20 protein-coding genes are annotated in these 24,571 nt (G+C 62.0%); 8 read left to right on the top strand and 12 right to left on the bottom strand.

Annotated elements, in window-relative coordinates:
- The first annotated feature begins 11 nt into the window (after positions 1–11).
- The 4 genes from aceF (at position 12) to HU750_RS16685 (ending at position 6,156) form a co-directional block, all read left to right on the top strand.
- Positions 12–1,643, top strand: coding sequence for a dihydrolipoyllysine-residue acetyltransferase (aceF, locus tag HU750_RS16700; protein ID WP_186681277.1), 1,632 nt, complete (start codon positions 12–14; stop codon positions 1,641–1,643).
- Between the two features lie 361 nt (positions 1,644–2,004).
- Entirely contained in the window at positions 2,005–4,695 is a 2,691-nt protein-coding gene (locus HU750_RS16695; RefSeq protein WP_186681275.1) for a putative bifunctional diguanylate cyclase/phosphodiesterase, read from the top strand.
- A 165-nt stretch (positions 4,696–4,860) separates the two neighbouring features.
- Positions 4,861–5,529: a peptide-methionine (S)-S-oxide reductase MsrA gene (msrA, locus tag HU750_RS16690; protein WP_186681273.1), complete on the top strand. Its 669-nt coding sequence runs from the start codon at positions 4,861–4,863 to the stop codon at positions 5,527–5,529.
- 3 nt (positions 5,530–5,532) lie between these two features.
- The gene (locus tag HU750_RS16685; protein ID WP_186681270.1) at positions 5,533–6,156 is read left to right on the top strand and encodes a glutathione S-transferase; all 624 of its coding nucleotides are present in this window, start codon (positions 5,533–5,535) and stop codon (positions 6,154–6,156) included.
- Between the two features lie 218 nt (positions 6,157–6,374).
- Here the strand turns inward: HU750_RS16685 and creD are convergent, their stop codons facing one another.
- From creD to rloA2, 4 genes are all read right to left on the bottom strand, one after another.
- Positions 6,375–7,703, bottom strand: a complete 1,329-nt coding sequence (gene creD / locus HU750_RS16680) for a cell envelope integrity protein CreD (protein WP_186681268.1) — start codon at positions 7,701–7,703, stop codon at positions 6,375–6,377.
- Positions 7,704–7,901: 198 nt separating this feature from the next.
- Entirely contained in the window at positions 7,902–9,335 is a 1,434-nt protein-coding gene (gene creC, locus HU750_RS16675) for a two-component system sensor histidine kinase CreC (RefSeq protein WP_186681266.1), read from the bottom strand.
- Positions 9,335–10,015 carry a two-component system response regulator CreB gene (gene creB / locus HU750_RS16670; RefSeq protein ID WP_186681264.1) on the bottom strand — a complete coding sequence of 227 codons (681 nt, stop codon included), beginning with the start codon at positions 10,013–10,015 and terminating at the stop codon, positions 9,335–9,337. Before creB ends, creC begins: the two co-directional genes overlap by 1 nt.
- A 151-nt stretch (positions 10,016–10,166) precedes the next feature.
- The gene (gene rloA2, locus HU750_RS16665; RefSeq protein ID WP_186681261.1) at positions 10,167–10,667 is read right to left on the bottom strand and encodes a retropepsin-like aspartic peptidase RloA2; all 501 of its coding nucleotides are present in this window, start codon (positions 10,665–10,667) and stop codon (positions 10,167–10,169) included.
- Positions 10,668–10,849: 182 nt separating this feature from the next.
- On the opposite strand from rloA2, the gene yihG reads away from it, so the two are divergent.
- Both yihG and HU750_RS16655 read left to right on the top strand, forming a co-directional pair.
- On the top strand, positions 10,850–11,737 hold the full coding sequence (yihG, locus tag HU750_RS16660; RefSeq protein ID WP_186681259.1) for a 1-acylglycerol-3-phosphate O-acyltransferase, YihG family: 888 nt from the start codon (positions 10,850–10,852) through the stop codon (positions 11,735–11,737).
- A 245-nt stretch (positions 11,738–11,982) separates the two neighbouring features.
- Positions 11,983–13,332 (top strand): APC family permease, encoded by a 1,350-nt coding sequence (locus HU750_RS16655; RefSeq protein WP_186681257.1) that lies wholly within the window; start codon positions 11,983–11,985, stop codon positions 13,330–13,332.
- A gap of 151 nt (positions 13,333–13,483) precedes the next feature.
- On the opposite strand, the gene HU750_RS16650 is transcribed toward HU750_RS16655, so the two are convergent.
- On the bottom strand, positions 13,484–14,059 hold the full coding sequence (locus tag HU750_RS16650) for a DUF2780 domain-containing protein (protein ID WP_186681255.1): 576 nt from the start codon (positions 14,057–14,059) through the stop codon (positions 13,484–13,486).
- Between the two features lie 328 nt (positions 14,060–14,387).
- On the opposite strand from HU750_RS16650, the gene HU750_RS16645 reads away from it, so the two are divergent.
- Together HU750_RS16645 and HU750_RS16640 are read left to right on the top strand one after the other, a co-directional pair.
- Positions 14,388–15,314 (top strand): RHS repeat-associated core domain-containing protein, encoded by a 927-nt coding sequence (locus HU750_RS16645; protein ID WP_186681253.1) that lies wholly within the window; start codon positions 14,388–14,390, stop codon positions 15,312–15,314.
- 304 nt (positions 15,315–15,618) lie between these two features.
- The gene (locus HU750_RS16640) at positions 15,619–15,810 is read left to right on the top strand and encodes a hypothetical protein (protein WP_186681251.1); all 192 of its coding nucleotides are present in this window, start codon (positions 15,619–15,621) and stop codon (positions 15,808–15,810) included.
- Between the two features lie 484 nt (positions 15,811–16,294).
- On the opposite strand, the gene fdhA is transcribed toward HU750_RS16640, so the two are convergent.
- The 7 genes from fdhA to HU750_RS16605 all read right to left on the bottom strand — a co-directional run.
- Positions 16,295–17,494 carry a formaldehyde dehydrogenase, glutathione-independent gene (gene fdhA, locus HU750_RS16635; RefSeq protein ID WP_186681250.1) on the bottom strand — a complete coding sequence of 400 codons (1,200 nt, stop codon included), beginning with the start codon at positions 17,492–17,494 and terminating at the stop codon, positions 16,295–16,297.
- 270 nt (positions 17,495–17,764) lie between these two features.
- A complete protein-coding gene (gene purU, locus HU750_RS16630; protein WP_027594310.1) occupies positions 17,765–18,622 on the bottom strand; it encodes a formyltetrahydrofolate deformylase in 858 nt (285 codons plus the stop codon).
- A 12-nt stretch (positions 18,623–18,634) separates the two neighbouring features.
- Entirely contained in the window at positions 18,635–19,267 is a 633-nt protein-coding gene (locus tag HU750_RS16625; RefSeq protein WP_186681248.1) for a sarcosine oxidase subunit gamma, read from the bottom strand.
- A gap of 181 nt (positions 19,268–19,448) precedes the next feature.
- Positions 19,449–22,466 carry a sarcosine oxidase subunit alpha gene (locus HU750_RS16620; RefSeq protein ID WP_186681246.1) on the bottom strand — a complete coding sequence of 1,006 codons (3,018 nt, stop codon included), beginning with the start codon at positions 22,464–22,466 and terminating at the stop codon, positions 19,449–19,451.
- The gene (locus HU750_RS16615; RefSeq protein ID WP_027594307.1) at positions 22,463–22,798 is read right to left on the bottom strand and encodes a sarcosine oxidase subunit delta; all 336 of its coding nucleotides are present in this window, start codon (positions 22,796–22,798) and stop codon (positions 22,463–22,465) included. Before HU750_RS16615 ends, HU750_RS16620 begins: the two co-directional genes overlap by 4 nt.
- 14 nt (positions 22,799–22,812) lie before the next feature.
- Positions 22,813–24,063 (bottom strand): sarcosine oxidase subunit beta family protein, encoded by a 1,251-nt coding sequence (locus HU750_RS16610; protein WP_008089646.1) that lies wholly within the window; start codon positions 24,061–24,063, stop codon positions 22,813–22,815.
- A 15-nt stretch (positions 24,064–24,078) separates the two neighbouring features.
- On the bottom strand, positions 24,079–24,571 hold a 493-nt coding region (locus HU750_RS16605; protein ID WP_514132425.1), incomplete at its 5' end, for a PLP-dependent aminotransferase family protein.

Here is a 24,571-nt window from a genome sequence, read left to right as displayed (position 1 = left end):
AGTATTTTTAAGTGAGCGAACTCATTCGCGTACCTGACATCGGCAGCGGTGAAGGTGAAATCATCGAGCTGTTCGTCAAGGTCGGTGACCGTATCGAGGCTGACCAGAGCCTGCTGACCCTGGAGTCCGACAAGGCCTCCATGGAGATCCCGGCCCCTAAGGCCGGCGTGATCAAAGAGCTGAAGGTCAAGCTGGGCGATCGCCTGAAAGAAGGCGACGAGCTGCTGGTGCTGGAAGCCGAGGGCGCTGCGGCGTCCGAGGCGCCAGCCGCCGCACCTGCCCCTGCCGCTGCGCCGGCCGCCGCTGAAAAGCCGGCCGCCGAAGCCGCGCCTGCGCCTGCTGCAGCCCCGGCTGCCGCCAGCGTGCAAGACATCCACGTGCCGGACATCGGCTCGTCGGGCAAGGCCAAGATCATCGAAGTGCTGGTCAAGGTCGGCGACACCGTCGAAGCCGACCAGTCGCTGATCACTCTGGAGTCCGACAAGGCCTCCATGGAGATCCCATCGCCTGCTGCTGGCGTGGTCGAAGAAGTGCTGTGCAAGCTGGAAGATGAAGTCGGCACTGGCGACCTGATCTTCAAGCTGAAGGTTGCTGGCGCAGCGCCGGCTGCCGCACCGGCTCCGGCCGCTGCTGCACCGGCCAAGGCTGAGGCTGCGCCTGCTGCCGCACCTGCCGCTGCCGCCCCGGCTGCTGCCCCTGCTCCGGTCGCTACCGCGCCGGCTGCTGGCAACAACGCCAAGGTTCACGCTGGCCCAGCCGTTCGTCAGCTGGCCCGTGAATTCGGTGTCGAGCTGGGCGCTGTCGCGGCCACCGGCCCGCATGGCCGCATCCTGAAAGAAGACGTGCAGGTTTACGTCAAAGCGATGATGCAGAAGGCCAAGGAAGCCCCGGCAGCCGCCGGCGGCGCTGGCATCCCGCCAATCCCTGCCGTGGACTTCAGCAAGTTCGGTGAAGTGGAAGAAGTGGCCCTGACCCGCCTGATGCAGGTCGGTGCCGCCAACCTGCACCGCAGCTGGCTGAACGTGCCGCACGTGACTCAGTTCGACTCCGCCGACATCACCGAGCTGGAAGCCTTCCGCGTTGCGCAGAAGGCCGTGGCCGAGAAGGCTGGCGTCAAGCTGACCGTGCTGCCACTGTTGCTCAAGGCCAGCGCATTCCTGCTCAAGGAAATGCCGGACTTCAACAGCTCGCTGGCGCCAAGCGGCAAGGCGATCATCCGCAAGAAATACGTGAACATCGGCTTTGCCGTGGACACCCCGGATGGCCTGCTGGTCCCTGTGATCAAGAACGTCGACCAGAAGAGCCTGCTGCAACTGGCTGCCGAAGCCGCTGCACTGGCCGAGAAAGCGCGCACCAAAAAGCTGTCGGCCGACGACATGCAAGGCGCCTGCTTCACCATCTCCAGCCTCGGCCACATTGGCGGCACCGGCTTCACGCCGATCGTCAACGCGCCTGAGGTGGCGATCCTGGGCGTTTCGAAGGCAACCATGCAGCCAGTCTGGGATGGCAAAGCCTTCCAGCCGAAGCTGATGCTGCCGCTGTCGCTGTCCTACGATCACCGTGTGATCAACGGCGCTGCCGCCGCGCGCTTCACCAAGCGCCTGGGCGACGTGCTGGCGGATATCCGCACCCTGCTGCTGTAAAGCGGCACGCTGCCCCTCGCAAGAGGGGCAGTACCCTTTTCGAGCTGCCACGCTCGTACCTCAACCCCGTCATTTGGCGGGGCTTTTTTTTGCCTACAGCTCACACCGCACCCGTTTATTTGTAGGAGCAGCCTTGTGCTGCGAAAGGGCCGGTACCACCGCCAATATTTCCAGCGTTTGGCAGGCTCTCTTCGCAGCACAAGGCTGCTCCTACAAGGGGCGCGCCTATAGTTTGTGGTACCTCTGCCGATAACCCGTACACAGCATCACGCATGGCCGCTTGCCAGCCTTCGGGACATGATGCAACCTTGCCAGATACGCCGCCGACCAGGCCGTGTTTCCCTCTTCAAGCGAGTCTTCGATGAAAAGCCAACCCGATGCCGCCAGCCGTGTGGCGGCCGAGGTCGTCACGCAGCTACCCGTGCCCTCGCGGCTCGGCATGCTGCGCTTCGAAAGGCTCAACGAAGCCACCTGGGCCATGCTCTACCTCGACCCCACCTGCGAACGCCAGTTCGGCCTGCAGGCAGGCGAGCTGTGCGCCCTGGTCGATTCGCCCTATGCCAGCCTGATGGAGCCCGAAGCCCGTTACAGGCTGCACGACGAAATCCAGTCGCAGCTTGCCCGCCGTGGCTACTACCGCGTGCGCTACACCCTGCATGCCCCTGGCGCGTCACTGCGCCTGCTGGAGGCCGGAGAAGCCTACAGGCAACACAACCGGCAACTGCTGCGCGGCTACCTGAGCGTACTCGACGACCCGCCCGCAGACGCCGCCGACCCCGACGCCAGTGAGCTGGAGTCGCGCAACAACCGCCTGCAACTGGCCCTACAGCTCAACCAGCGCGCCCAGCAAGAACAGCTTGAACACCTGGAGCGTGTGCGTGGCCAGCAAGACCTGATCCTGCGCCTGGCCCGCCAGCGTTACAGCGCAGAGAACTCGCTGCTCGAAGCCGCCGAACTGATCACCCAGAGCGCCTGCGAAATCTACAAGGTCGACAGCGCCAGCATCTGGCATCTGGAAGACCAGCGCCTGGAGCCGATCAGTGCCTGGTACCGCCACGAGCAGGAGCATCGTCTGCCCGAAGCCATCGATGCCAGCCACTTTCCCGACTACCTCGACGCCCTGCACGCCAGCCGCGCCATCGACGCCCACAACGCCAACCACGACCCGCGCACCCGCGCCCTGACCCAGAGCCTGCGCCCCGACAACAAAGCCATGCTCGATGCCAGCGTGCGCGTCGATGGCCAGGTAATCGGGGTGTTGTGCCTGGAGCAGAGCGGCCAGCCGCGGGCCTGGCAGTCCGATGAAATCGCCTTTGCCGGTGAGCTGGCCGACCAGTTCGCCCAGGTCATCACCAACCACAACCGACGCACTGCGGCCAGCGCCCTGCACCTGTTCCAGCGCGCCGTGGAACAAAGCGCGAGTGCCTTTTTGCTGGTCAACCGCGACGGCGTGGTGGAATACGTCAACCCAAGCTTCACGGCGATCACCCAGTACAGCACCGATGAAGTGCAGGGGCGCCAACTGGCCGAGCTGCCAGCCCTGGAAAACCTCAGCGAGTTGCTGTTCGATTCGCCGTCGAGCCTGGCCATGGGCAACAGCTGGCAAGGCGAATTCAAGAGCCGGCGCAAAAACCTCGAGCCCTACTGGGGCCAACTGTCGATATCCAAGGTGTATGGCGACAACCGTGAGCTGACCCACTACATCGGCATCTACGAAGACGTCACCCAGACCAAGCTGGCCCAACAGCGCATCGAGCGCCTGGCCTACACCGACAACCTGACCAACCTGGGCAACCGCCCGGCGTTCATCCGCAGCCTCGACGAGCGCTTTGCCCGTAACAGCGAGAGCTCGATGTGCCTGCTGCTGGTGGACATCGACAACTTCAAGCGCATCAACGACAGCCTCGGCCACCAGACCGGCGACAAGCTGTTGGTGAGCCTGGCTCGCCGCCTGCGCAACAGCCTCAGCCCCGGTGGCATCCTGGCGCGTTTCGCCAGCAACGAGTTCGCTGTGCTGCTCGACGACACCCGCCTGGAAGACGGCCAGGACGTCGCCCAGCAGTTGCTGCACACCCTCGACAAGCCGATGTTCGTCGACAACCAGCTGATCAACGTCACCGCCTCGGTGGGCCTTGCCTGTGCGCCGCTGCATGGTATCGACCCGGCGAGCCTGATGAAAAACGCAGGCCTGGCGCTGCACAAGGCCAAGGCCAACGGCAAGCACCAGGTGCAGGTGTTCACCGAAGTGCTCAATGCCGAGGCCAGTTACAAGCTGTTCGTCGAGAACAACCTGCGCCGCGCCCTGACCCAGAACGAACTGGAAGTGTTCTACCAGCCCAAGCTGTGCCTGCGCAGCGGCCGCCTGCTGGGGTTGGAAGCACTGCTGCGCTGGAACCACCCCGAGCGCGGCATGATCCGCCCGGACCAGTTCATCAGCGTGGCCGAGGAAACCGGCCTGATCATCCCCATCGGCAAGTGGGTGGTGCGCCAGTCGTGCCGCATGAGCCAGCAACTGCGCGAGGCCGGCCTGGGCAACTTGCACGTGGCCATCAACCTGTCGCCCAAGCAATTCTCCGACCCGGACCTGGTAGCCTCGATCAGTTCGATCCTCAAGGAAGAAGCGCTGCCCTCGCACCTGCTGGAGCTGGAGCTGACCGAAGGCCTGCTGCTGGAAGCGACCGAAGACACCCACCGCCAGCTCGACGAGCTCAAGGCCCTGGGCCTGACCCTGGCAATGGACGATTTCGGCACGGGCTATTCGTCGTTGAGCTATTTGAAGAAGTTTCCGATCGACATCATCAAGATCGACCGCAGCTTCATCAACGAAATCCCGGATAACCAGGACGACATGGAAATCACCTCGGCGGTGGTGGCCATGGCCCACAACCTCAAGCTCAAGGTGGTTGCCGAAGGGATCGAGACCCCGGCGCAGCTGGCGTTTCTGCGCCGGCACCGGTGCGACGTGGGCCAGGGGTACCTGTTCGATCGGCCGATTCCGGGGCGTGAGCTGGCCGAGCGACTGAAGCGCTATCCGCGCGGTCCAATGGCCTGACAGCAGCGTTAACCTCGGGCACTATAGAGTCCATTCGGGCCCCTTCGCGGGGCAAGCCCGCTCCCACAGGGTTATACAACTTTGTAACCTGTGCTGTACCTGTGAGAGCGGGCTTGCCCCGCGAAGAGGCCAGCACCTATCTACCTGACATACAGAGGAACGGCCATGGTCCTGCGTTCGGAAATCCTGGTGAACAAAAACGTCATGCCAACCGCGGAGCAGGCCCTGCCTGGCCGTGAAACGCCAATGTCGCTGCCCGAGTTCCACTATGTGTTCGAAGGCACCCCCATGCTGGGCCCCTTCTTCGAAGGTGCCATCGACTTCGCCATCTTCGGCCTGGGCTGCTTCTGGGGCGCCGAGCGCCGCTTCTGGCAACGTGAAGGCGTGGTCAGCACGGTGGTCGGCTATGCCGGCGGCTTCACCCCCAACCCCACGTACGAAGAAGTCTGTTCCGGCCTGACCGGCCACACCGAAGTGGTGCTGGTGGTGTTCGACAAGGACAAGGTCAGCTACCGCGAGCTGCTGGCCATGTTCTGGGAACTGCACAACCCAACCCAGGGCATGCGCCAGGGCAACGACGTCGGCACCCAGTACCGCTCGGCCATCTACTGCACCTCGCCGCAGCAGCTCGAAGAAGCCAAGGCCAGCCGCGATGCCTTCCAGGCCGAGCTGAACAAGGCCGGTTTCGGTGAGATCACCACCGAGATCGACCAGGCCCCGACCGTGTACTTCGCCGAGGCCTACCACCAGCAGTACCTGGCCAAGAACCCGGACGGCTACTGCGGTATTGGCGGTACCGGTGTGTGCCTGCCACCCAGCCTGCAGGGCAACTGAACCATGGCCACGATGACCCTGTTCCACTCGCCGCTGTCGCCCTTCGTGCGCAAGGTCATGGTGGTGCTGCACGAGACCGGCCAGCTTGACCGCGTCACCCTGCAGCCGGTGAACATCAGCCCCGTGAGTGGTGATGACCAACTCAACCAGGGCAACCCGATCGGCAAGATCCCGGCCCTGCGCCTGGACGACGGCACGGTGCTGCACGACAGCCGGGTGATTTGCGAGTACCTCGACCTGCAGCACGTCGGCCTGCCATTGCTGCCGCGTGAGGGCTCGGCGCGCTGGCGGCGCATGACCTTGGCGTCGCAGGCCGATGCGATCATGGATGCGGCGGTGTCGAGCCGCTATGAGAGCTTCCTGCGGCCTGAGGACAAGCGCTGGGATGGCTGGCTCGAGGCGCAGGGCCACAAGATCCGCCGCAGCCTGGCCAACCTGGAGCAGGAACATCTGGCGGAGCTGATCTCGGGCTTTGATCTGGCTGCGATTGGCGTGGCCTGTGCGCTGGGTTATCTGGATTTGCGTCAGCCTGATTTTGGTTGGCGTGAGCGCCAGCCTGGGCTGGCGGCGTGGTATGCCGAGGTGATCAAGCGGCCGTCGATGGTTGCCACATCTCCGGTGGCCTGACGGGCCTCTTCGCGGGGCAAGCCCGCTCCCACAAATCCATCCCTGGACTGCCCCCAAGGGTTGGATTGGTGTCCAAATTCTTGGGGGCAGTCCATCCCTGTGGGAGCGGGCTTGCCCCGCGAATGGGCTGCACCGCAGCCCCAGGCTTCACCTCGGAATCACAGGAAATAACTCCCCGATCCTGCGCGCCAACCACCGCCCAAGCTCTCTGTCCTCCCTCATGCCGCCCTCCCCACCCGCGCCCAGTCCAGCCGCCGGGTCAGCACCATGAACACGCCCAACAAACCAAAGCACAGCAACGACCCCATCAACAGCGCGTAGTCCTCGGCGCTGAGCAGCCCATAAAGCATCCCGTACAACGCCGCTAACCCCGCCGCAAACCCAACCCCACGCCCCAGGCTGCGCAGCACGTGGCTCAGGTAGAAGCCAATCAGCAACACACAGGCTGAAGCCGATAGCCCATACGCCGGGCCAAAGCCGATGTGTTCGGACATCGACAGCAACAGCAGGTAGAAAAACGCCAAGGCCACACCCACCAGGATGTACTGCACCGGGTGCACGCTGAGGTTCTTCAGCACCTCGAACAGGAAGAAGCCGGCAAAGGTCAGGGCAATGAACAGCAGCGCGTATTTGATCGCCCGCTCGCTCTTCAGGTACTGATCAACCGGGTCGACAAAGCTGACGCCAAAGGTGCGCTCGCTGAAATCCTCACAATGCCCGGCCGTGGCGCACTGGCGCAGGGCATCTTCAAGGTTGGTGGCGAAGAACGACGTCTGCCAGTGGGCAGTGAAGCCTTGGGCATCGATGTCGCGACGGCTGGGCAGGTAACTGCCGATGAAGCTTGGGTGCGGCCAGTTGGCGCGCATATCCACACTGCTGGTACGGCCAACCGGCAACACCTGCAACTGGCCAGTGCCTTGCAGCGCCAGGTCGAAGCCGTAGCTGAGCTCCCGCGCTTGCAGGCCATCCAGCCCTGGCACGCTGGCATGCACGCCACCGCGCATCCAGTCGAGCCCAGTCCCCGCTTCGAACGGCAACTTGCGCTCGTCGAGCGTCAGCTCCAGGCCATTCTCGATGCCACGAATGTCGCTGATGCCCACCACCAGAAAGGGCTTGTCGAACCGGTAGTCTTCAAAATCCTTGTCGATGCCCCAGCGTTCGGGGAGCTTGAAGCGGCCACTGATGCGGCCCTTGGCGTGAAACAGCCGCGCCTGGTAGATGCCGCGAGAACGCAGCTCGGTATCGACACCCAGATCGGCCTCAAAGGTTTCCGGCAGGAAGTACAGGTGGCCGGCGATGCTGCTGGTCTCCTGGATACGCTCGCCGTCCTTGTCGATCCAGCGGCGCTGGTACTTGCGGTAAGGCACCACCAGCAGCGGGCCACTGACCTGCTGGTCGAAGCTGGCGCTCTGGGCGATGTCACGTACTACGCTGTCACGCAGGGTCTGGCGCTCGTCGATGAGGCCGTTGATCATCAGCAGCGGGATCAGCAACAGCACCATCAGCAGGGCAATCATGCCGAGCTTGAATCCAAGGGTCTTGTTCATAGGGCCTCCTTTGGCAGTGGGCGCAGTGTCTGCGCCTTGCGTGGAGGCCTTGCGGAGCTTGTGTGGAGATTGTGTGTACTTTCAAGGGCCCTATCGCCGGCAAGCCAGCTCCCACAGGTACAACATAAGGTCCCAAGCTGTGGAGTACCTGTGGGAGCTGGCTTGCCGGCGATGGGCCGCGCAGCGGACCCGGCAATCTCAGCTGATACGCCGCACCGGCAGCCACAACCGCACCCGCACCCCGCCATCGACGTTATCCACCGCCAACGCCCCGCCATGCAGCTGCATCACCTCGGCTACAAAATTCAGCCCCAGCCCGGTGCTCTTGCGCCCACTCCCCGGCCGCGGCAGCGAGTAAAAGCGCTCACTCACCCGCCCAATGGCATACGCCGGTATCGCCTGTCCCTGGTTGAACAGGCTCAACGCCACCCGCCCACCGTCGCGCTCAAGCTCGAACAACAACGCCCCACCGGTCGGGGTAAAGTCCAGCGCATTGTCGAGCAGGTTGGCCAACGCCTGGCGCATCAGAAACGGATCGCACAACAACCGCAAACCGGCCGGCACCCGCTGCCGCACCTGCAGGCCCGCCGCTTCGATGCGCGCCGCATGGGCCAACAGCAATTCGTCGACCAGTGCCGCCAGCGCCACCTGCTGTTCATCCTCCAGCGCCTGCATCTGCTCCACGCGGGCGAGGTTGAGCAGGCGTTCGATCATCTGCTGCAGGCGCTCGCTTTCGCGCTCGATGTTGCCGGCAAACCGCGCCCGCTGCTCGGCCGGCATATCGCCCTGCAGCAGCTCGGAGGCACCGCGGATGGCCGCCAGCGGGCTTTTCAGTTCGTGGGTCAGGGTGTGCACATAGCGCTCGACGTAGGCCTTGCCTTCCAGCTGCGTGCGCATGCGCTCCACTGCATTGGCCAGGTGCGCCAGCTCACCGCCCTTGTAATGCGGCAGCGCCGCCCGCTCACCTTCGCTGACCGCCTGGGCGTAACGGGCCAGCCTGCGCAGCGAGCGCGCCAGCCACCACGACAGCGCTGCGCCAATCAACAAGCCCAGGCCGATCAAGCCCAGGCCCAACGTGAGCAAACGCTGCTCGGAGCGGTCGATGTAGGGTTGCAGCGAACTGTTGGGCTTGGCCACAGTAACCACGCCGATGATCTGGCCGTCATCGATGATCGGCGCAGCCACATGCATCACCGATGTGCTTTCGTCATCGGCGACACTGCGCGTGGAGCGGGCGCCGTACTCGCCGCGCAGGGTGAGGTAAACGTCATTCCACTTCGAGTAATCCTTGCCCAGGTCCTCACCGCTGGAGTCGAGCAGCACGATGCCTTTGGCGTCGGTCACGTAGATGCGGTGGCTGACCTGGTTCTTCGCCAAGCCCCAGATCTGCGCGCCCGGGCTGCGCGAACCGTAAGCCTTGAGGACTTCGGGCAAGCGGCTTTGCCCGAGGGTGCCGGCCTTGACGTCATCGTGCAGGATCTCCGCCAGCAGGTTGGCGGTGTCGACCAAGGTTTCTTCGGACGATTGGCGCACCACCGGGCGGATCTGTTCACGCACCGTGTTAAGCAGGAAGTACCCTGCCAGCCCGACGAACAGGAAGTACACCAGGAAGATCCGGATGCCCAGGCGCATCAGGCGTGATCCGGGCTGTAGCTGTAGCCGAGGCCGCGGTGGGTCTGTATCGGTTCTGCCTCGCTTGCGACCAGGCGCAACTTGGCGCGCAGGCTCTTGATGTGGCTGTCGATGGTGCGCTCGTAGCCCACGTCAGACGCCACGCCCAGGGCATCGAGCAGTTGCTCGCGGCTGAACACCCGCTGGGGCTGTTCCAGCAGGCACTGCAGCAAACGAAACTCGTGGCGGGTCAGGCTCAGCGGCTGGTTACGGTAGCTGATCTGCATGCGCAGGGTATCGAGCTGGAACAGCGTTGCCGCGGCGGCGGGCTCAACACGTGGTGCCATGCGTTTAAGGATGGCCCGCACCCGTGCCGCCACCTCGCGGGGGCTGAAGGGTTTGACCACGTAGTCGTCGGCGCCGATCTCCAGGCCCACCACCCGGTCGATTTCGCCATCGCGGGCGCTGAGGAACATCACCGGCACCTCGCTGAAGCGGCGCAGTTGGCGGCAGGTTTCGAAACCACTGATATCGGGCAGGCCGATGTCGAGGATGATGAGGTCGGCCGGGCGCTGGCGCTGCTGGTCGAGGGCGGCGCTGCCCAGGGTCACCCACTCGGTGCTGTGGCCGTCGGCCTGCAGGGCGTAGACCAGGGTGTCGGCGATGGCAGCTTCGTCTTCGACGATGAGGATATGGGGCATGGTGTCCGGCCTGGCTGGGGGCGTAGCTGGACATTGTAGGAGCAGCCTTGTGCTGCGAAAAGGCCGGTATCGTCAGCACTTGTGCTGCGTCTGGCATGGACTCTTCGCAGCACAAGGCTGCTCCTACACGGAGGAACGGGTGAAATTTTGGTCAGCAGTCCGGCTTGCCGGCGGTGAACTTCTTGGCCGGGTTGACCGCTGCCTTGAACTCACGCAACGCTTTGGAACCGATCAACAGCGGGTAGTTGAAACTGCTGCGGTCCACCAGGTTCACTTCAACCGTGCGCTTCACATCACCCAGGCACAGCTCCAGGTCGACCACCGGGCGCTTGGAGATTTCCGGCGCATCGCCCTCTTCCTCTTCGTCGGCACGGCCCTTGATCTTGCTGATGCGCGAGACCTTGTGCTCGTAGACCTTGCCGTCGGACTCTTTGGTCGCCAGGCGGAAGCGTACCCACTCATCGCCATCGCGGGTGAACAGCTCGATGTCTTTGGCCGACAGCGATGCGGTGAAGGCACCGGTGTCCATCTTGGCCTTCAAGGTCTCGCCAATCTCCGGCAGGGCAATGTTTTCGTAACGGCCATAAATCGTCGGCTCGGCGGCCATGACCGGCAAGGCGAACAGTGACAACAGGGCAAGCAGTGTTTTCACGGGTTACGCTTCCTTGAGTGCAGACAGTGCTTAGACTGCATGAGTTGAATAGGTTCGTCTGCACACGGTAATCAACACAATGTGAAACATTTGTCCTCGCCGCTGGGCATTGGACATTTGGCGTAGGCCGCATCGCTGCTTATCATTGCCGGCTGTTTTTATCTCACTACAAGAGTTCCTTTATGCGTCGCCTGCTGACCGGCATTCTCACAACCCTCCTGCTGCTGCTCAACACTGTGGTGTTGATCTGCCCGCTGCTGGTCTTTGCCCTGCTCAAGCTGGTGCTGCCGGGCCGTGGCCGTGACTATGCCTCAGCGGCGGTGATGTGGGTCGCCGAAACCTGGTCAGAGATCGACAAGGCGATTTTCGCCCTGTGCATCCCCACCCAGTGGGATATCCGCGGCGTCGACCGCCTTCGCAAGGACACCTCGTACCTGGCCGTGAGCAACCACCAGACCTGGGTCGACATCCCCGCGCTGATCGAAAGCCTCAACCGCCGCACGCCGTTCTTCAAGTTCTTCCTCAAGAAGGAGCTGATTTGGGTGCCACTGCTGGGCCTGGCCTGGTGGGGGCTGGATTACCCGTTCATGAAGCGCTACAGCAAGGCGTTTCTGGACAAGCACCCCGAGCTCAAGGGCAAGGACCTGGAGATCACCAAGGCCGCCTGTGAGCTGTTCAAACGCCAGCCGGTAACCGTGGTCAACTACCTGGAAGGCACGCGCTTCACCGAAGCCAAGCGCAAGGAGCAGCAATCGCCTTACCGCTACCTGCTCAAGCCCAAGGCCGGCGGCGTGGCATTCGTGCTGGCGGCGCTGGGCGAGCAGCTGGATGCGCTGCTGGACGTGACCATCGTTTACCCGGGCAACCAGGCGCCGGGGTTCTGGGATTTGCTCAATGGCAGCATTAGCCGGGTGATTATCGACATTCAGGTGCGTGAGTTGGACCCAGCGTTGTGGGATGGGGATTATGAAAATGACCCGGCCTTCCGGCAGACCGTGCAGGCTTGGGTGAACCAGCTGTGGTTGGAAAAAGACCAGCGTATCGAGGAGTTGCGCGCAGAATTGCGCTAGGCCATGTTGGCTGGTCCGGCCTCTTCGCGGGGCAAGCCCGCTCCCACAGTTCTACCACCGCTCTCAAGACCTGTAGTGAACCTGTGGGAGCGGGCTTGCCCGCGAAGAGGCCTGCACAGGCACAGCACAAATCTGATTAAAACCCAGGCTAATAATCAACATAAGGATTACTTCTTTGTCACCCTCCACCTAAGTGGATAAAAATCGATCAAAGCACAACTACAAAAAATTGCCTGGATCGATCGATGGCCAACCAACCTTGCTCCACCCCCGCCCAACTTCGTCGCGTCTTGGGCCTACCCGCCCTGGTCTTCTTCGGCCTGGTGTACATGGTTCCGCTGACCATCTTCACCACCTACGGCATCGTCACCGAACTCACCGGTGGCCGCACCGCTGGCGCCTACCTGGTTACGCTGGTGGCCATGCTGTTTACCGCCGCGTCCTACAGTTTCATGGTCAAACGCTTCCCGGTCGCGGGTTCGGCGTACTCCTACACCAACATGGCCTTCGGCCAGAACGTTGGTTTCCTGGCGGGTTGGTCGCTGCTGCTCGATTACTTGTTCCTGCCGATGATCAACTACCTGCTGATCGGCCTGTTCCTCAACATTGCCTTCCCGGCTGTGCCCGCCTGGGCCTTCGTGCTCGCCTCCATCGCCCTGGTGACCGTGCTCAACGTGGTCGGCATTAACTCGGTGGCTAAAACCAGCAACCTGATCGTCGGTGCGCAGATCGTGTTTATCGGGGTATTCGTGGCCTTGTCCTGCCAGACCCTGGCCGGCCAACCGCTAGACCTGCTCTCGCCGCTGATGGGTGACGGCACACAACCTGGCTTCGGCCCGCTGATGGCGGGCGCCGCAGTACTGTGCCTGTCGTTCCTCGGCTTCGATGCCGTCTCCACCCTGGCCGAAGAATGCCGCGATGCCCGCCGCGACGTGCCACGGGCGATCATCCTCACCACGCTCTTCGCCGGCGTACTGTTCACCGCGCTGGCCTACGTCAGCCAGCTGGTGCTGCCGGGCAGCACGTTTGCAAACGCCGATGCGGCGGCCAATGAAGTGATGTTCAAGGCAGGCGGGCAATTCCTGGCCAACTTCTTTACCGCCGCCTTCGTCGCCGGCAGCCTGGGTTCGGCACTGGCCTCGCAGGCCGCGGTGTCGCGAATCCTGTTCACCATGGGCCGTGACAAGGTGCTGCCGCAGCGCACGTTCGGTTACCTGTCGCCGCGTTTTGGCACGCCGGTGTTCGCCATTTTGCTGGTGTCGGCGTTTTCGCTGTTGGCGCTGGTGATCGACCTGTCCACCCTCGCCTCGCTGATCAGCTTTGGCGCGCTGGTGGCGTTCTCGGCGGTGAACCTGGCGGTGGTGAAGACCCACCTGATGGGTGACAGCGCACAGCGCAACCTCAAAGGCCTGCTGTGCTATGGCGTGGTGCCGCTGGTGGGATTGGGCCTGACGCTGTGGCTATGGACCAGCCTGTCGGCGCTGACGCTAGTGATTGGGCTGTGCTGGTTTGCGCTGGGCCTTGCGTACCTGGCCGTACTGACTAGCGGCTTCCGCCGCCCGGTCAGCCTGGTGGACTTCACAGAAGCCGCCTGATCTACGCAATTGTGCTTTGTGGGAGCGGCCTTGTGTCGCGAAAGGGTCGCGTAGCGGCCCCAGCAATCTTGACTGTGATGCTTAAATCCTGGGGCCGCTGCGCGCCCCTTTCGCTACACAAGGCCGCTCCCACAGAAATGGTGTTAGGCCTTCAGACCGAAGGCTGAGCCAACGGCGCGGGGGTTGTCCACAGGCTACCCAGGTTCTGCAGCAACGCCCCCGCAATCCCCTGCTGCCCCAGGTACTGCAGAATCAACGGCGCAAACTGCCCGATCATCCCGGTATCCATGCCCAGCGCCTTGAACGCGCTGTCCAGGTCGCTGCGGTTCTCCACGTTGTTGCCCAGCGCATTGTTCAACGCCGACTGGCTTTCGCTGTTCTTGCCGAGCAGCTCACCCAACCCACTCAACCCGCCCAGCGCATTGGCACCGGACAGCAAGTCCAGCCCAGGCACAGCTTTGGTCAGCTGACCGTAGTCGTCGGAACTCAGGTTATTGCGCGCCAAACCCAGCATCGCCCCCGCCCCGCCCACGGCCTGTTCCGGGGTGATCTTCAGTTCACTGCCCAAGGTATTGAGCAAATTGGCCTGCGCCTCGGGCGCCTGCACCTGGCCCTGTTGTTTTTGGTTCTGCATGGCCGACACGGCATTGGCGGCATCGCTGAGGTTGAAGGCGAACACCGGGCTTGCGGCCAGGGTCATCAGGGTTGCCAGGGTGAATGCTTTCATCGGGAGGGACCTCGTGGGCCGGGATGGCCGGGGAAACGAGGCATTCGACTGAAGGATTGGTGGTTTGTTCCAGGCCGCGTATCGGGGTATGTCGCGTACCCTCTGTTGTGTGCGGGCTTGCCCGCGAAGGGCGCACAGCGGCCCCGCTAACTGACAGGCCCAACCCTCACTGTCAGCACCCTCTCATTCCGGGACCGTACACCTAGCTCCCAGCCTAGTGGTGATCGCTCGACCTAAGCACCTATCATTTTTGCTAGTTGTTAAACCAATAACGCATAGCTACATTTATCAAAGCATTACATTTCTGACAAATTATTATGGATATCCCATGAAACGCGAAGGCACTGTCCATTACTTCTACCAAAGCGGCAAGCTCTCCAGCGTACAGCAAGGTGGCCAGATATCCAGGAGCATACAAACTCCTGACATTCCACTTGCACAACGAAATACCGATACAATATTGGGTACTGGACTGTTGGCAGTAGAAAATGGCGGCTCGGTGCTCAGGTTGAATGCCCCCCAAAAAACAGAAGTCCATACATTCACTACTTACGGTTACGATCCAACTCTCCCCTCGTCAAGCACTGTCTTAGGTTTTAATGCAGAACGGCTCGACACAGGGTCTGAAAGCTATGTACTGGGCAATGGCTACCGGGTGTTTAGCCCCATACTGATGCGATTTTTATCTCCTGATTCGCTAAGCCCCTTCGATGACGGAGGCATTAACGCATATGCCTATTGCTCCGGAGACCCAATTAATCACTTAGACCCCTCAGGTCATGCCCCCCCAGGGAAAAAAAACAATTCGGCAGGCGCTACCACCCACAAAGTAACCTCCGCACCTTCGCCGTCAGAAAGCCCTATGACGCTTCGGCTAAATCAATTAAAACAAGAGCGCGCCAAGCTGGAGCTGGATAACCCTAGCCTAAAAGAAGACAAACAAAAGGTTTTGAATTATTCATTCAACAACCCAGGCAAGCTTAAAGAAATGCATGACCTTATACACACCACTCAATCTAAAAATGAAAGAACAGCGCGCGGTCACTGGAACTCTGATGCCGCCTTCGCGCAAATCGTCGACGCACAAGTAGCTGAAACCAACTTAACAAGCTTTTACAACTCAAATCCTGGAATTCAGGAGATGTACAAACTCCACAACACCACCCATAAACTTGATCAAAAAATTACATCTCTAGATCGTGAAATAAATAGATTGGAGAATATGATTTATTTCATCAGAGGGAGTAACACATAGATTCGGCGATGCTGACCACAAAAACCCTTCTACGGTCAGGGTCCCGCTGGCGTGGAAACTATGCGCTTCGACCCAGTTCAAGACGAAGCGAAAGCTCAGCGTACCGATCTGATGCCGAGCAGGGGATGATGCGCTGAGTAATGGATTGGCAGGGCTGGCCTCTTCGCGGGCAAACCCCACAGGTTATGAGGCAGTGCTGGGGAAGCTGAAAAACTGTTATTTCTGCCAGTATCGAAATTCTTGCGGCTGTTCAGAATGGGCTTCTGGCACACCCCATACATCCAGAGCAGCAGAGACCTGAATCATGAGCAAAGGATCGAACCGTTTGCTTTTCTTCTACCAGGGTAACAAGCTGATCACCGTCAACCAAGGCGACCACCACCGCGCCATTTTTCGTAGTGCGGATACCCCACTGGGCGAGCAGAAAAAATCCCCTCTATTCAAATCGAGATTTATCACCCAAGAAAGCCATCAGAGCCAGCAGTTAATCTGCTAGAAAAACCCGGAAACACCAGAAATTATAAGCTGGAACCAAAAACACACAATTCGACATTCCACCGTGAAACGCTGTATATCATCGAAACAGCAGATACCAAAGAATATATTGCACAGTACAATTTATCCGAGTATGTGGCTAATGACATCGAGATCAGGCAGCTGAATGCGCATCTGAGTGCCAATGGACATAATCCGCCATTATCTCCTAGCGTGAGTAAATACCTCCGCACGGAAATCAAGAGCCGAACGGAACGACTTCATCGTTAAATTAGGTGAAAGTCTTTTCGCTAAAGCCCAAGCCCCCACAATTGAAGGTATATACATTCGTGGAAGCTACAGAAGTTCAAGGGGCATGACGCCTTAATAAGGCGTACCCCGCAGCAGCGGTAGAGAGTTGGGCCTTCTGGTTCATCAGCTCAAGCCTTGTAGGTTGTAGTCTAGAAAAAAGCCCCTCATTCGAAGGGCTTTTAGCTCAACTTTAATTACGCCGCGCCCCACATCTTGTGCGGGTCAATCACAAACTTCTTCGGCACGCCCGCATCGAACTCGCCATACCCTTCCGGCGCCTGGTCCAGGTTGATCACCTGCACACCAACCACCTCAGCAATGTTGATACGGTCCCACATGATCGCCTGCATCAGCTGGCGGTTGTACTTCATGGTCGGTGTCTGGCCGGTGTGGAAGCTGTGCGACTTGGCCCAACCCAGGCCGAAGCGGATGCTCAGGGCGCCGATCTTGGCAGCGGCATCCACGGCACCTGGGTCTTCGGTCACGTACAGGCCCGGGATACCGATGTTGCCGGCAACGCGGGTCACTTGCATCAGCGAGTTCAGCACGGTGGCCGGGGCTTCATGCTTGGCGCCTTCATGGCCGTGGCCGCGGGCCTCGAAGCCAACGGCGTCGACGGCACAGTCCACTTCCGGCTCACCGAGAATGTCGATGATCTGCTCGTGCAGCGGGGTGTCCTTGGACAGGTCGACCACTTCGAAGCCCTGCGACTTGGCGTGCGCCAGACGGGCTTGGTTGAGGTCACCAACGATCACGCAGGCAGCGCCCAGCAGGCGGGCAGACGCAGCAGCGGCCAGGCCGACCGGGCCGGCGCCCGCGACGTAAACGGTGCTGCCTGGGCCTACGCCCGCCGTCACTGCGCCGTGGTAGCCGGTGGGCAGAATGTCGGACAGGCAGGTCAGGTCACGGATTTTTTCCATGGCCTTGTCGCGGTCCGGTAGTTTCAGCAGGTTGAAGTCGGCATAAGGCACCAGCACGTACTCGGCCTGGCCACCGGTCCAGTCGCCCATGTCGACGTAGCCGTAGGCACCGCCGGCGCGGGCCGGGTTTACAGTGAGGCAGACGCCGGTGTGCATTTCTTTGCAGGAGCGGCAGCGGCCGCAGGCGACGTTGAACGGTACCGACACCAGGTCGCCTTTTTTAAGGCGTTCGACATCACGCCCCAACTCGACGATTTCACCGGTGATTTCGTGGCCCAGAACCAGGCCGACCTGGGCAGTGGTACGGCCGCGGACCATGTGCTGGTCGGAGCCGCAGATGTTGGTGGAGACCACCTTGAGAATGACGCCGTGTTCGATCTTCTTGCCGCGCGGGTCCTGCATTTTCGGGTAGTCGATCTTCTGCACCTCGACCTTGCCGGCGCCGAGATACACCACTCCACGATTGCCAGACATGCTCTTACCTCGCTTGATTTTTATTTATGCAGCGTTGGTTGAAGCGCCGCCATCCATGGGCGGCATGTGTTACTGGGATGAGGGGAATTGTGGGCCTGATACGGCGGTTTGCACTGACTGGAAACGACAGGGAGATGCCTTTTAACGGCAGGGAAAATTTGCTGAGCCCATTCGCGGGACAAGCCCGCTCCCACAGGTACAGCGCCGCCTTTGAAAGCGGCGCTGTACCTGTGGGAGCGGGCTTGTCCCGCGAAGAGGCCCTTACAGGCGTCAGAGAACGACAGTCCTGTTGGCGTTAAGGAACACCCGCCGCTCAATGTGATACCCCACAGCGCGCGCCAGGGTCAGGCATTCGATATCCCGCCCCTTGGCAATCAGGTCTTCCGGGTAATGGCTGTGGTCCACCACCTCGACCCCCTGGGCAATGATCGGCCCTTCATCGAGATCGTTGTTGATGTAGTGCGCGGTCGCACCCACCATCTTCACGCCCTTGTTGTACGCCTGGTGATAAGGCTTGGCGCCTTTGAACCCCGGCAACAACGAGTGGTGAATGTTGATCGCCCAGCCGTCCAGGCGCCGACACAGCTCGGGCGACAGCACCTGCATGTAGCGGGCAAGGATGACCAGTTCCGCGCCAGTCTCCTCAATCACCTGCAGCACCTTGCGCTCTTGCCCCGCCTTGTCGTTGGGGTCGAGTGCAAAGTGGTAGTAAGGAATCTTGTGCCAATGCGCCAGCGGTTCGAGGTCTGGGTGGTTGGACACCACTGCGACCACGTCCATGCCCAGTTGGCCAATACGCTGGCGATACAACAGGTCGTTCAGGCAGTGGTCAGCCTTGGACACCATGATCACCACCTTGGGGCGGTGATTAGGCGCGGTCAGCTCGAAGGCCATACCGAACGCTTCGCTACGTTCAGCGAGGCCGGCACGGAAGCCCGCCTCGTCAAAATCGTCCGGCTGGCGGAATTCGACGCGAATGAAGAAACGCCCCGACTGCCGGTCATCGAAGGAGTGGTGCTCCGTGACGTAGCAGCGCTGCTCGTAGAGGAAACGCGTCACCACGTCGACGGTACCGAGCATGCTCGGGCAGTCGGCGGTGAGAATCCAGGTATCCGGTGCCCGACTCATGTGCGGCTCTCCTTAGGCTTCGATGCTCAGGCCGTATTCGGCCGAAGCGTCCTGCAGCCACAGCCACCAGTAATCGGCGAAGCTGCGGCGAATCACCAGTTCCCAGGTGTCTTCGGCGGTGCGGCGGATCACCAGTTGCGACTTGGCGAACACGGTACCGACGGCCTTGCCCACCGGGAAGTTGTTTGGGTGAACATCATAGCTGGTGGACTTCATCAGCACTTCGCGCACGTGCGGGCCGCGCAGTTCCAGCAGGCTCTGCCCGCCGCTGACGTTGACCACCTGGATGTGCAGCCCGTCGAGGGCCGCGCGCAGTTTTTGCTCGATGGCAAACTCCTGGCCGCCCGGGACGATCAGCAGCCACTCGTCGGGGCCCATCCACTGCAGCGACATGTCGCTGTTGGCGACCACGGTCAGGGCCACCGGCAGCTCCAGGCCCAGGGCCTTGTGCACGCATGCGGCAAAGGCCGGGTCATGGCCGTCGCCACGCAGGGTCAGGTGGCCGAGGAATTTTTTCTCACGCAGGGTCACGCCTGCGTTCTTGCGGCCCTTGCCAACCAGGCTGGCCAGGTCGGCATGGTGCAGCGGCGACTGGGCCTTGGCGTCGGCGCCGGGGTTTTGCTGGAAGACGTTGATAGCGCTCATTTCTTACCTGCCTTGAATTCTGTTGTCCGTAAGACCGAAGGTCAGACGCAATGCCCGAATGCGAGTGGTGGTCTGTGGGAGCGGGCTTGTCCCGCGAAGTGGGCGGCATGGCCACCATTGCATTCGCGGGGCAAGCCCGCTCCCACAGGGCTTGCATTTCAAGCGGAGCTATCCATGGGCCTTAAACGTTCTGCCGCTCACCCTTCGGATCGAAGAACACCGAAGACACGATTTCCGCCTCGATCACGCTGCCGTCAGCCTGCGGCGAGTACACCCGCTCGCCCATGCGCTTGAGGCCGCCTTTGACCACACCCATGGCGAACGAATACCCCAGGGAGTTGGCCGCGTAGCTGGAGGTGACGTGGCCAACCATGTCCATCGGGATCGGTTGCTTGGGGTCGAACACCAGTTGCGCGCCTTCTGGCAGCCACTGGGTCGGGTCCACCGGCTTGAGGCCGACCAGCTGCTTGCGGTTGTCGCGCAGGCAGTCTTCGCGGTTCATGCCACGCAGGCCGATCCACGAGAATGGCTTGTTACGGCCGACGCACCAGCTCATGTTCAGGTCGTCTGGGTTCATCGAGCCGTCAGTGTCCTGGCCGACGATGATGAAGCCCTTCTCGGCACGCAGCACGTGCATGGTCTCGGTGCCATACGGGGTCAGGTTGTATTGCTTGCCCGCCTCGATGATCTTTTCCAGCACGCCCATGGCGTAGTTGGCCTGCACGTTCACTTCGTACGACAGCTCACCGGTGAACGAGATGCGGAACACACGGGCCGGTACGCCGGCGACGGTGCCTTCCTTCCAGGTCATGAACGGGAAGGCGTCCTTGTCCAGGTCGATGTCGTCGGTCAGCGCGCTCAGCAGCTTGCGGCTGTTGGGGCCGGACAGGGTCATGGTCGCCCAGTGGTCGGTGACCGAGGTGAAGTACACCTTCATCTCTGGCCATTCGGTCTGGTGGTACAGCTCCAGCCACTGCAGCACGCGTGCGGCGCCGCCGGTGGTGGTGGTCATGTAGAAGTGGTTGTCGCCAACGCAGGCGGTCACTCCGTCGTCGAAGACCATGCCGTCTTCCTTGCACATCAGGCCGTAGCGGGCCTTGCCCACGTCGAGCTTGGTCCAGGCGTTGCTGTAGATGCGGTTGAGGAACTCACGCGCGTCCGGGCCCTGGATGTCGATCTTGCCCAGGGTCGAGGCGTCGAGCAGGCCGACGCTGTCACGCACGGCCTTGCACTCGCGGGCCACGGCGGCGTGGATGTCTTCACCGGCTTTGGGGAAGTACCACGGGCGTTTCCACTGGCCAACGTCTTCGAACTCGGCGCCGTTCTTCACGTGCCAGCCATGCAGGGCGGTGAAGCGTACAGGTTCGAACAGGTGGCCACAGTGACGGCCCGCTACCGCACCGAAGGTGACCGGCGTGTAGTTGGGGCGGAACATGGTGGTGCCCATTTCCGGGATGGTGATGCCGATCGAACGGGCGGCGATGGCCAGGCCGTTGATGTTGCCCAGTTTGCCCTGATCGGTACCGAAGCCCAGCGCGGTGTAGCGCTTGACGTGTTCGACCGACTCGAAGCCTTCGCGGGTGGCCAGCTCGATACCGGCAGCGGTCACGTCGTTCTGTTGGTCGACGAACTGCTTAGGCCCTTTGCTGCCCTTGTCGTGCGGCACCTGGAACAGGGCCACGGTGGCCTCTTCCTTGCGTGCCACGGTTTTCGGCAAGGTGCCGGTGGTGGCCTTGAAGCCGGCTTCGGTGGCTGCGCGAGCGCCGCCTTCAAAGCCGTCGGCAATCACATCGCCCAGGGCGTAGACACCATGGATGCCGCCGACGCAAACGCGTTTTTGCGGTGCATCGCCCGGCACGAAGCCGAGGATGTCATCGCGCCAGACCGGGCGACCGCCCAGGTGCGACGCCAGGTGGACGATCGGGCTGTAACCGCCGGAGCTGGCGATCAGGTCGCACTCGAGGGTTTCGCCTGGGCTGGTGACTTTGTGGGCCTGCACGTCGATGGCGGCCACGCGGGCGCCGGTCACGTGCTTGCTGCCTTTGGCCTCGACCACGGCGCTGGAAGTGAGGATGCGGATGCCTTTTGCACGCGCTTCTTCAACCAGCGAGCCGCGTGGGTTGTGGCGGGCGTCGGCGATGGCGACCACTTGCAGGCCAGCGTCGTGCCAGTCCAGCGCGGCGCGGTAGGCGTGGTCGTTGTTGGTCGACAGCACCAGCTTGCGGCCCGGGGCCACACCGTAGCGGCGTACGTAGGTGGACACAGCGCCGGCCAGCATGTTGCCCGGCACGTCATTGTTGCCGTACACCAGCGGGCGCTCGTGGGCGCCAGCGGCCAGTACCACACGGCCGGCACGCACACGGTGCACGCGGTGACGCACCTGGCCGATCGGGGCGCGGTCGCCGAGGTGGTCGGTGAGGCGCTCGTGGATGGTCAGGAAGTTGTGGTCGTGGTAGCCGTTGACCGTGGCACGTGGCAGCAGGGTCACTTCCGGCAGGCTTTCCAGCTCTTTGACCACCGCATTGACCCAATCAGCGGCAGGCTTGCCGTCGAGGGTTTCGCGGGTGTCGAGCAGGCTGCCACCGAACTCTTCCTGTTCATCGGCGAGGATCACGCGGGCGCCACTGCGGGCAGCAGCCAAGGCGGCGGCCAGGCCAGCAGGGCCGGCACCGACGATCAGCACGTCGCAGTGCTGGTTCATGTAGTCGTAGCTGTCCGGGTCGTTCTGCAGCGGTGCACGGCCAAGGCCGGCCGCTTTACGGATGTACTTCTCGTACGTCATCCAGAACGATTTCGGGTACATGAAGGTTTTGTAGTAGAAGCCCGGCGGCATCATGCTGCCGCCCACCTTGCCAAGGATGCCCATGACGTCGTTGTTGACGTTAGGCCAGCCGTTGGTGCTGGTGGCGACCAGGCCGGCGTACAGCGCCTGCTGGGTGGCACGCACGTTAGGGATCTGGGTGGCTTCGCTGGAGCCGATCTGCAGGATGGCGTTCGGCTCTTCGGTACCGGCGGCGATGATGCCGCGCGGGCGCGAGTACTTGAAGCTACGGCCGACGATGTCGACGCCGTTGGCCAGCAGCGCAGCGGCCAGGCTGTCACCGGCATAACCCTGGTAGGTCTTGCCGTTGAAGGTGAAGTTCAGGACCTTGCTGCGATCGATACGGCCGCCGCTGGCGAGGCGATAGGTCTGGCTCATACTTTTTCCCCTTGGCCTTTGACGGTCGACGGTGCGCTGTTTTGCTTGCCGTTGGCGGTCACCTGCGGCTTCTCGCCAATCTTGTAGGTTTCCAGAATCTCGTAGGTCACGGTGTCGCGGGTGACGTTGAAGTACTGACGGCAGCCGGCAACGTGGTCCCACAGTTCGTGGTGAATACCGCGCGGGTTGTCACGGAAGAACATGTAGGTACCCCACTCCTCGTCGGAGCAGGCGGCAGGGTCCAGCGGGCGGGCGATGTGCGCCTGGCCAGAGGCGTGGAACTCTTCTTCGGAGCGCAGCTCGCCGCAGTGGGGACAGAAAATATGCAACATGACGGTGTCTCCGGTTAGTGGGCGACGGCGGCGGCGCCGTGTTCGTCGATCAGTGCGCCGTTGTAGAAACGGTCCATGGAGAACGGCGCGGCCAGTGGGTGCATCTCGCCTTTGGCCAGGCTGGCAGCGAAGACGTTGCCCGAACCCGGGGTCGCCTTGAAGCCACCGGTACCCCAACCGCAGTTGAAGAACATGTTCTTGACCGGGGTTTTGGAGATGATCGGGCAGGCGTCCGGCGAGGTGTCGACGATGCCGCCCCATTGGCGGTTCATGCGCACGCGCGAGAGGTTGGGGAACATCTCGACGATCGCTTGCAGGGTGTGCTCGATCACCGGGTACGAACCGCGCTGGCCGTAGCCGACCCAACCGTCGATACCGGCGCCGATCACCAGGTCGCCCTTGTCGGACTGGCTGATGTAGCCGTGCACGGCGTTGGACATGATCACGCTGTCGATGATCGGCTTGATCGGCTCGGACACCAGGGCTTGCAGCGGGTGCGATTCCAGCGGCAGGCGGAAGCCGGCCAGTTTGGCCATGTGCCCGGAGTTACCCGCGGTGACCACGCCGACACGCTTGGCGCCGATGAAGCCTTTGTTGGTTTCGACACCGATGACCGCGCCGTTTTCCTTGCGGAAACCGATGACTTCAGTCTGCTGGATCAGGTCCACGCCCAGGGCGTCGGCGGCACGGGCGTAACCCCAGGCCACGGCGTCGTGACGGGCAACGCCACCACGGCGCTGAACGGTCGCGCCGAGGATCGGGTAACGGGTGTTCTTCGAGCAGTCCAGGTACGGGATTTCGGCCGCGACCTGGGCGGTGTTCAGCAGTTCGCCATCGACACCGTTGAGGCGGTTGGCGCTGACGCGGCGCTCGGAGTCACGAATGTCCTGCAAGGTGTGGCACAGGTTGTAGACACCGCGCTGGGAGAACATCACGTTGTAGTTGATGTCCTGGGACAGGCCCTCCCACAGCTTCATGGCGTGCTCGTACAATTGCGCCGATTCGTCCCACAGGTAGTTGGAACGCACGATGGTGGTGTTACGGGCGGTGTTGCCGCCGCCCAGGTAACCCTTCTCGATCACTGCGACGTTGGTGATGCCGTGTTCCTTGGCCAGGTAGTAGGCCGTGGCCAGGCCATGGCCGCCACCGCCAACGATGACCACGTCGTAGACCTTTTTAGGGGTCGGCGTGCGCCACATGCGCTGCCAGTTTTCGTGGTGGCTGAGGGAGTGTTTGAAGAGGCCGAAGCCCGAGTAGCGTTGCATGGTCGTTTACTCCACTCAGCGGTAAACAGGGAAGTCTGCGCATAGCGCCGCGACGTTCTTCGCCACATCGGCTTCGACGTCAGCGTCACCGAGGTTGTCGAGGATGTCGCAGATCCAGCCGGCCAGGGCCACACACTGAGCGACCTTGAAGCCGCGGGTGGTGACGGCCGGGGTGCCGATGCGCAGGCCCGAGGTGACGAACGGCGACTGCGGGTCGTTCGGTACGGCGTTCTTGTTGACGGTGATGTGCGCGCGGCCCAGGGCGGCGTCGGCATCTTTACCGGTGAGGCCCTGGCGGATCAGGCTGACCAGGAACAGGTGGTTGTCAGTGCCGCCGGAAACCACGTCGTAGCCGCGGTCGATGAACACTTGGGCCATGGCCTGGGCGTTTTCGATGACTTGTTGCTGGTAGGCCTTGAAGCCTGGCTCCAGCGCTTCCTTGAAGCACACGGCCTTGGCGGCGATGACGTGCATCAGCGGGCCACCCTGGGCGCCGGGGAACACGGCA

The sequence above is a fragment of the Pseudomonas sp. SWRI50 genome (assembly GCF_014269095.1).
Taxonomy (GTDB): domain Bacteria; phylum Pseudomonadota; class Gammaproteobacteria; order Pseudomonadales; family Pseudomonadaceae; genus Aquipseudomonas; species Aquipseudomonas kermanshahensis.
This window is presented reverse-complemented; position numbering and strand designations above follow the sequence as displayed.

Bases quoted from the DNA above. Each gene is read 5' to 3' on its own strand.
- HU750_RS16695 (WP_186681275.1), top strand. From the start codon at position 2,005: ATGAAAAGCCAACCCGATGCCGCCAGCCGTGTGGCGGCCGAGGTCGTC.
- msrA (WP_186681273.1), top strand. From the start codon at position 4,861: ATGGTCCTGCGTTCGGAAATCCTGGTGAACAAAAACGTCATGCCAACC.
- HU750_RS16685 (WP_186681270.1), top strand. From the start codon at position 5,533: ATGGCCACGATGACCCTGTTCCACTCGCCGCTGTCGCCCTTCGTGCGC.
- creD (WP_186681268.1), bottom strand. From the start codon at position 7,703: ATGAACAAGACCCTTGGATTCAAGCTCGGCATGATTGCCCTGCTGATG.
- creC (WP_186681266.1), bottom strand. From the start codon at position 9,335: ATGCGCCTGGGCATCCGGATCTTCCTGGTGTACTTCCTGTTCGTCGGG.
- creB (WP_186681264.1), bottom strand. From the start codon at position 10,015: ATGCCCCATATCCTCATCGTCGAAGACGAAGCTGCCATCGCCGACACC.
- yihG (WP_186681259.1), top strand. From the start codon at position 10,850: ATGCGTCGCCTGCTGACCGGCATTCTCACAACCCTCCTGCTGCTGCTC.
- HU750_RS16655 (WP_186681257.1), top strand. From the start codon at position 11,983: ATGGCCAACCAACCTTGCTCCACCCCCGCCCAACTTCGTCGCGTCTTG.
- HU750_RS16650 (WP_186681255.1), bottom strand. From the start codon at position 14,059: ATGAAAGCATTCACCCTGGCAACCCTGATGACCCTGGCCGCAAGCCCG.
- HU750_RS16645 (WP_186681253.1), top strand. From the start codon at position 14,388: ATGAAACGCGAAGGCACTGTCCATTACTTCTACCAAAGCGGCAAGCTC.
- HU750_RS16640 (WP_186681251.1), top strand. From the start codon at position 15,619: ATGAGCAAAGGATCGAACCGTTTGCTTTTCTTCTACCAGGGTAACAAG.
- fdhA (WP_186681250.1), bottom strand. From the start codon at position 17,494: ATGTCTGGCAATCGTGGAGTGGTGTATCTCGGCGCCGGCAAGGTCGAG.
- purU (WP_027594310.1), bottom strand. From the start codon at position 18,622: ATGAGTCGGGCACCGGATACCTGGATTCTCACCGCCGACTGCCCGAGC.
- HU750_RS16625 (WP_186681248.1), bottom strand. From the start codon at position 19,267: ATGAGCGCTATCAACGTCTTCCAGCAAAACCCCGGCGCCGACGCCAAG.
- HU750_RS16620 (WP_186681246.1), bottom strand. From the start codon at position 22,466: ATGAGCCAGACCTATCGCCTCGCCAGCGGCGGCCGTATCGATCGCAGC.
- HU750_RS16615 (WP_027594307.1), bottom strand. From the start codon at position 22,798: ATGTTGCATATTTTCTGTCCCCACTGCGGCGAGCTGCGCTCCGAAGAA.
- HU750_RS16610 (WP_008089646.1), bottom strand. From the start codon at position 24,063: ATGCAACGCTACTCGGGCTTCGGCCTCTTCAAACACTCCCTCAGCCAC.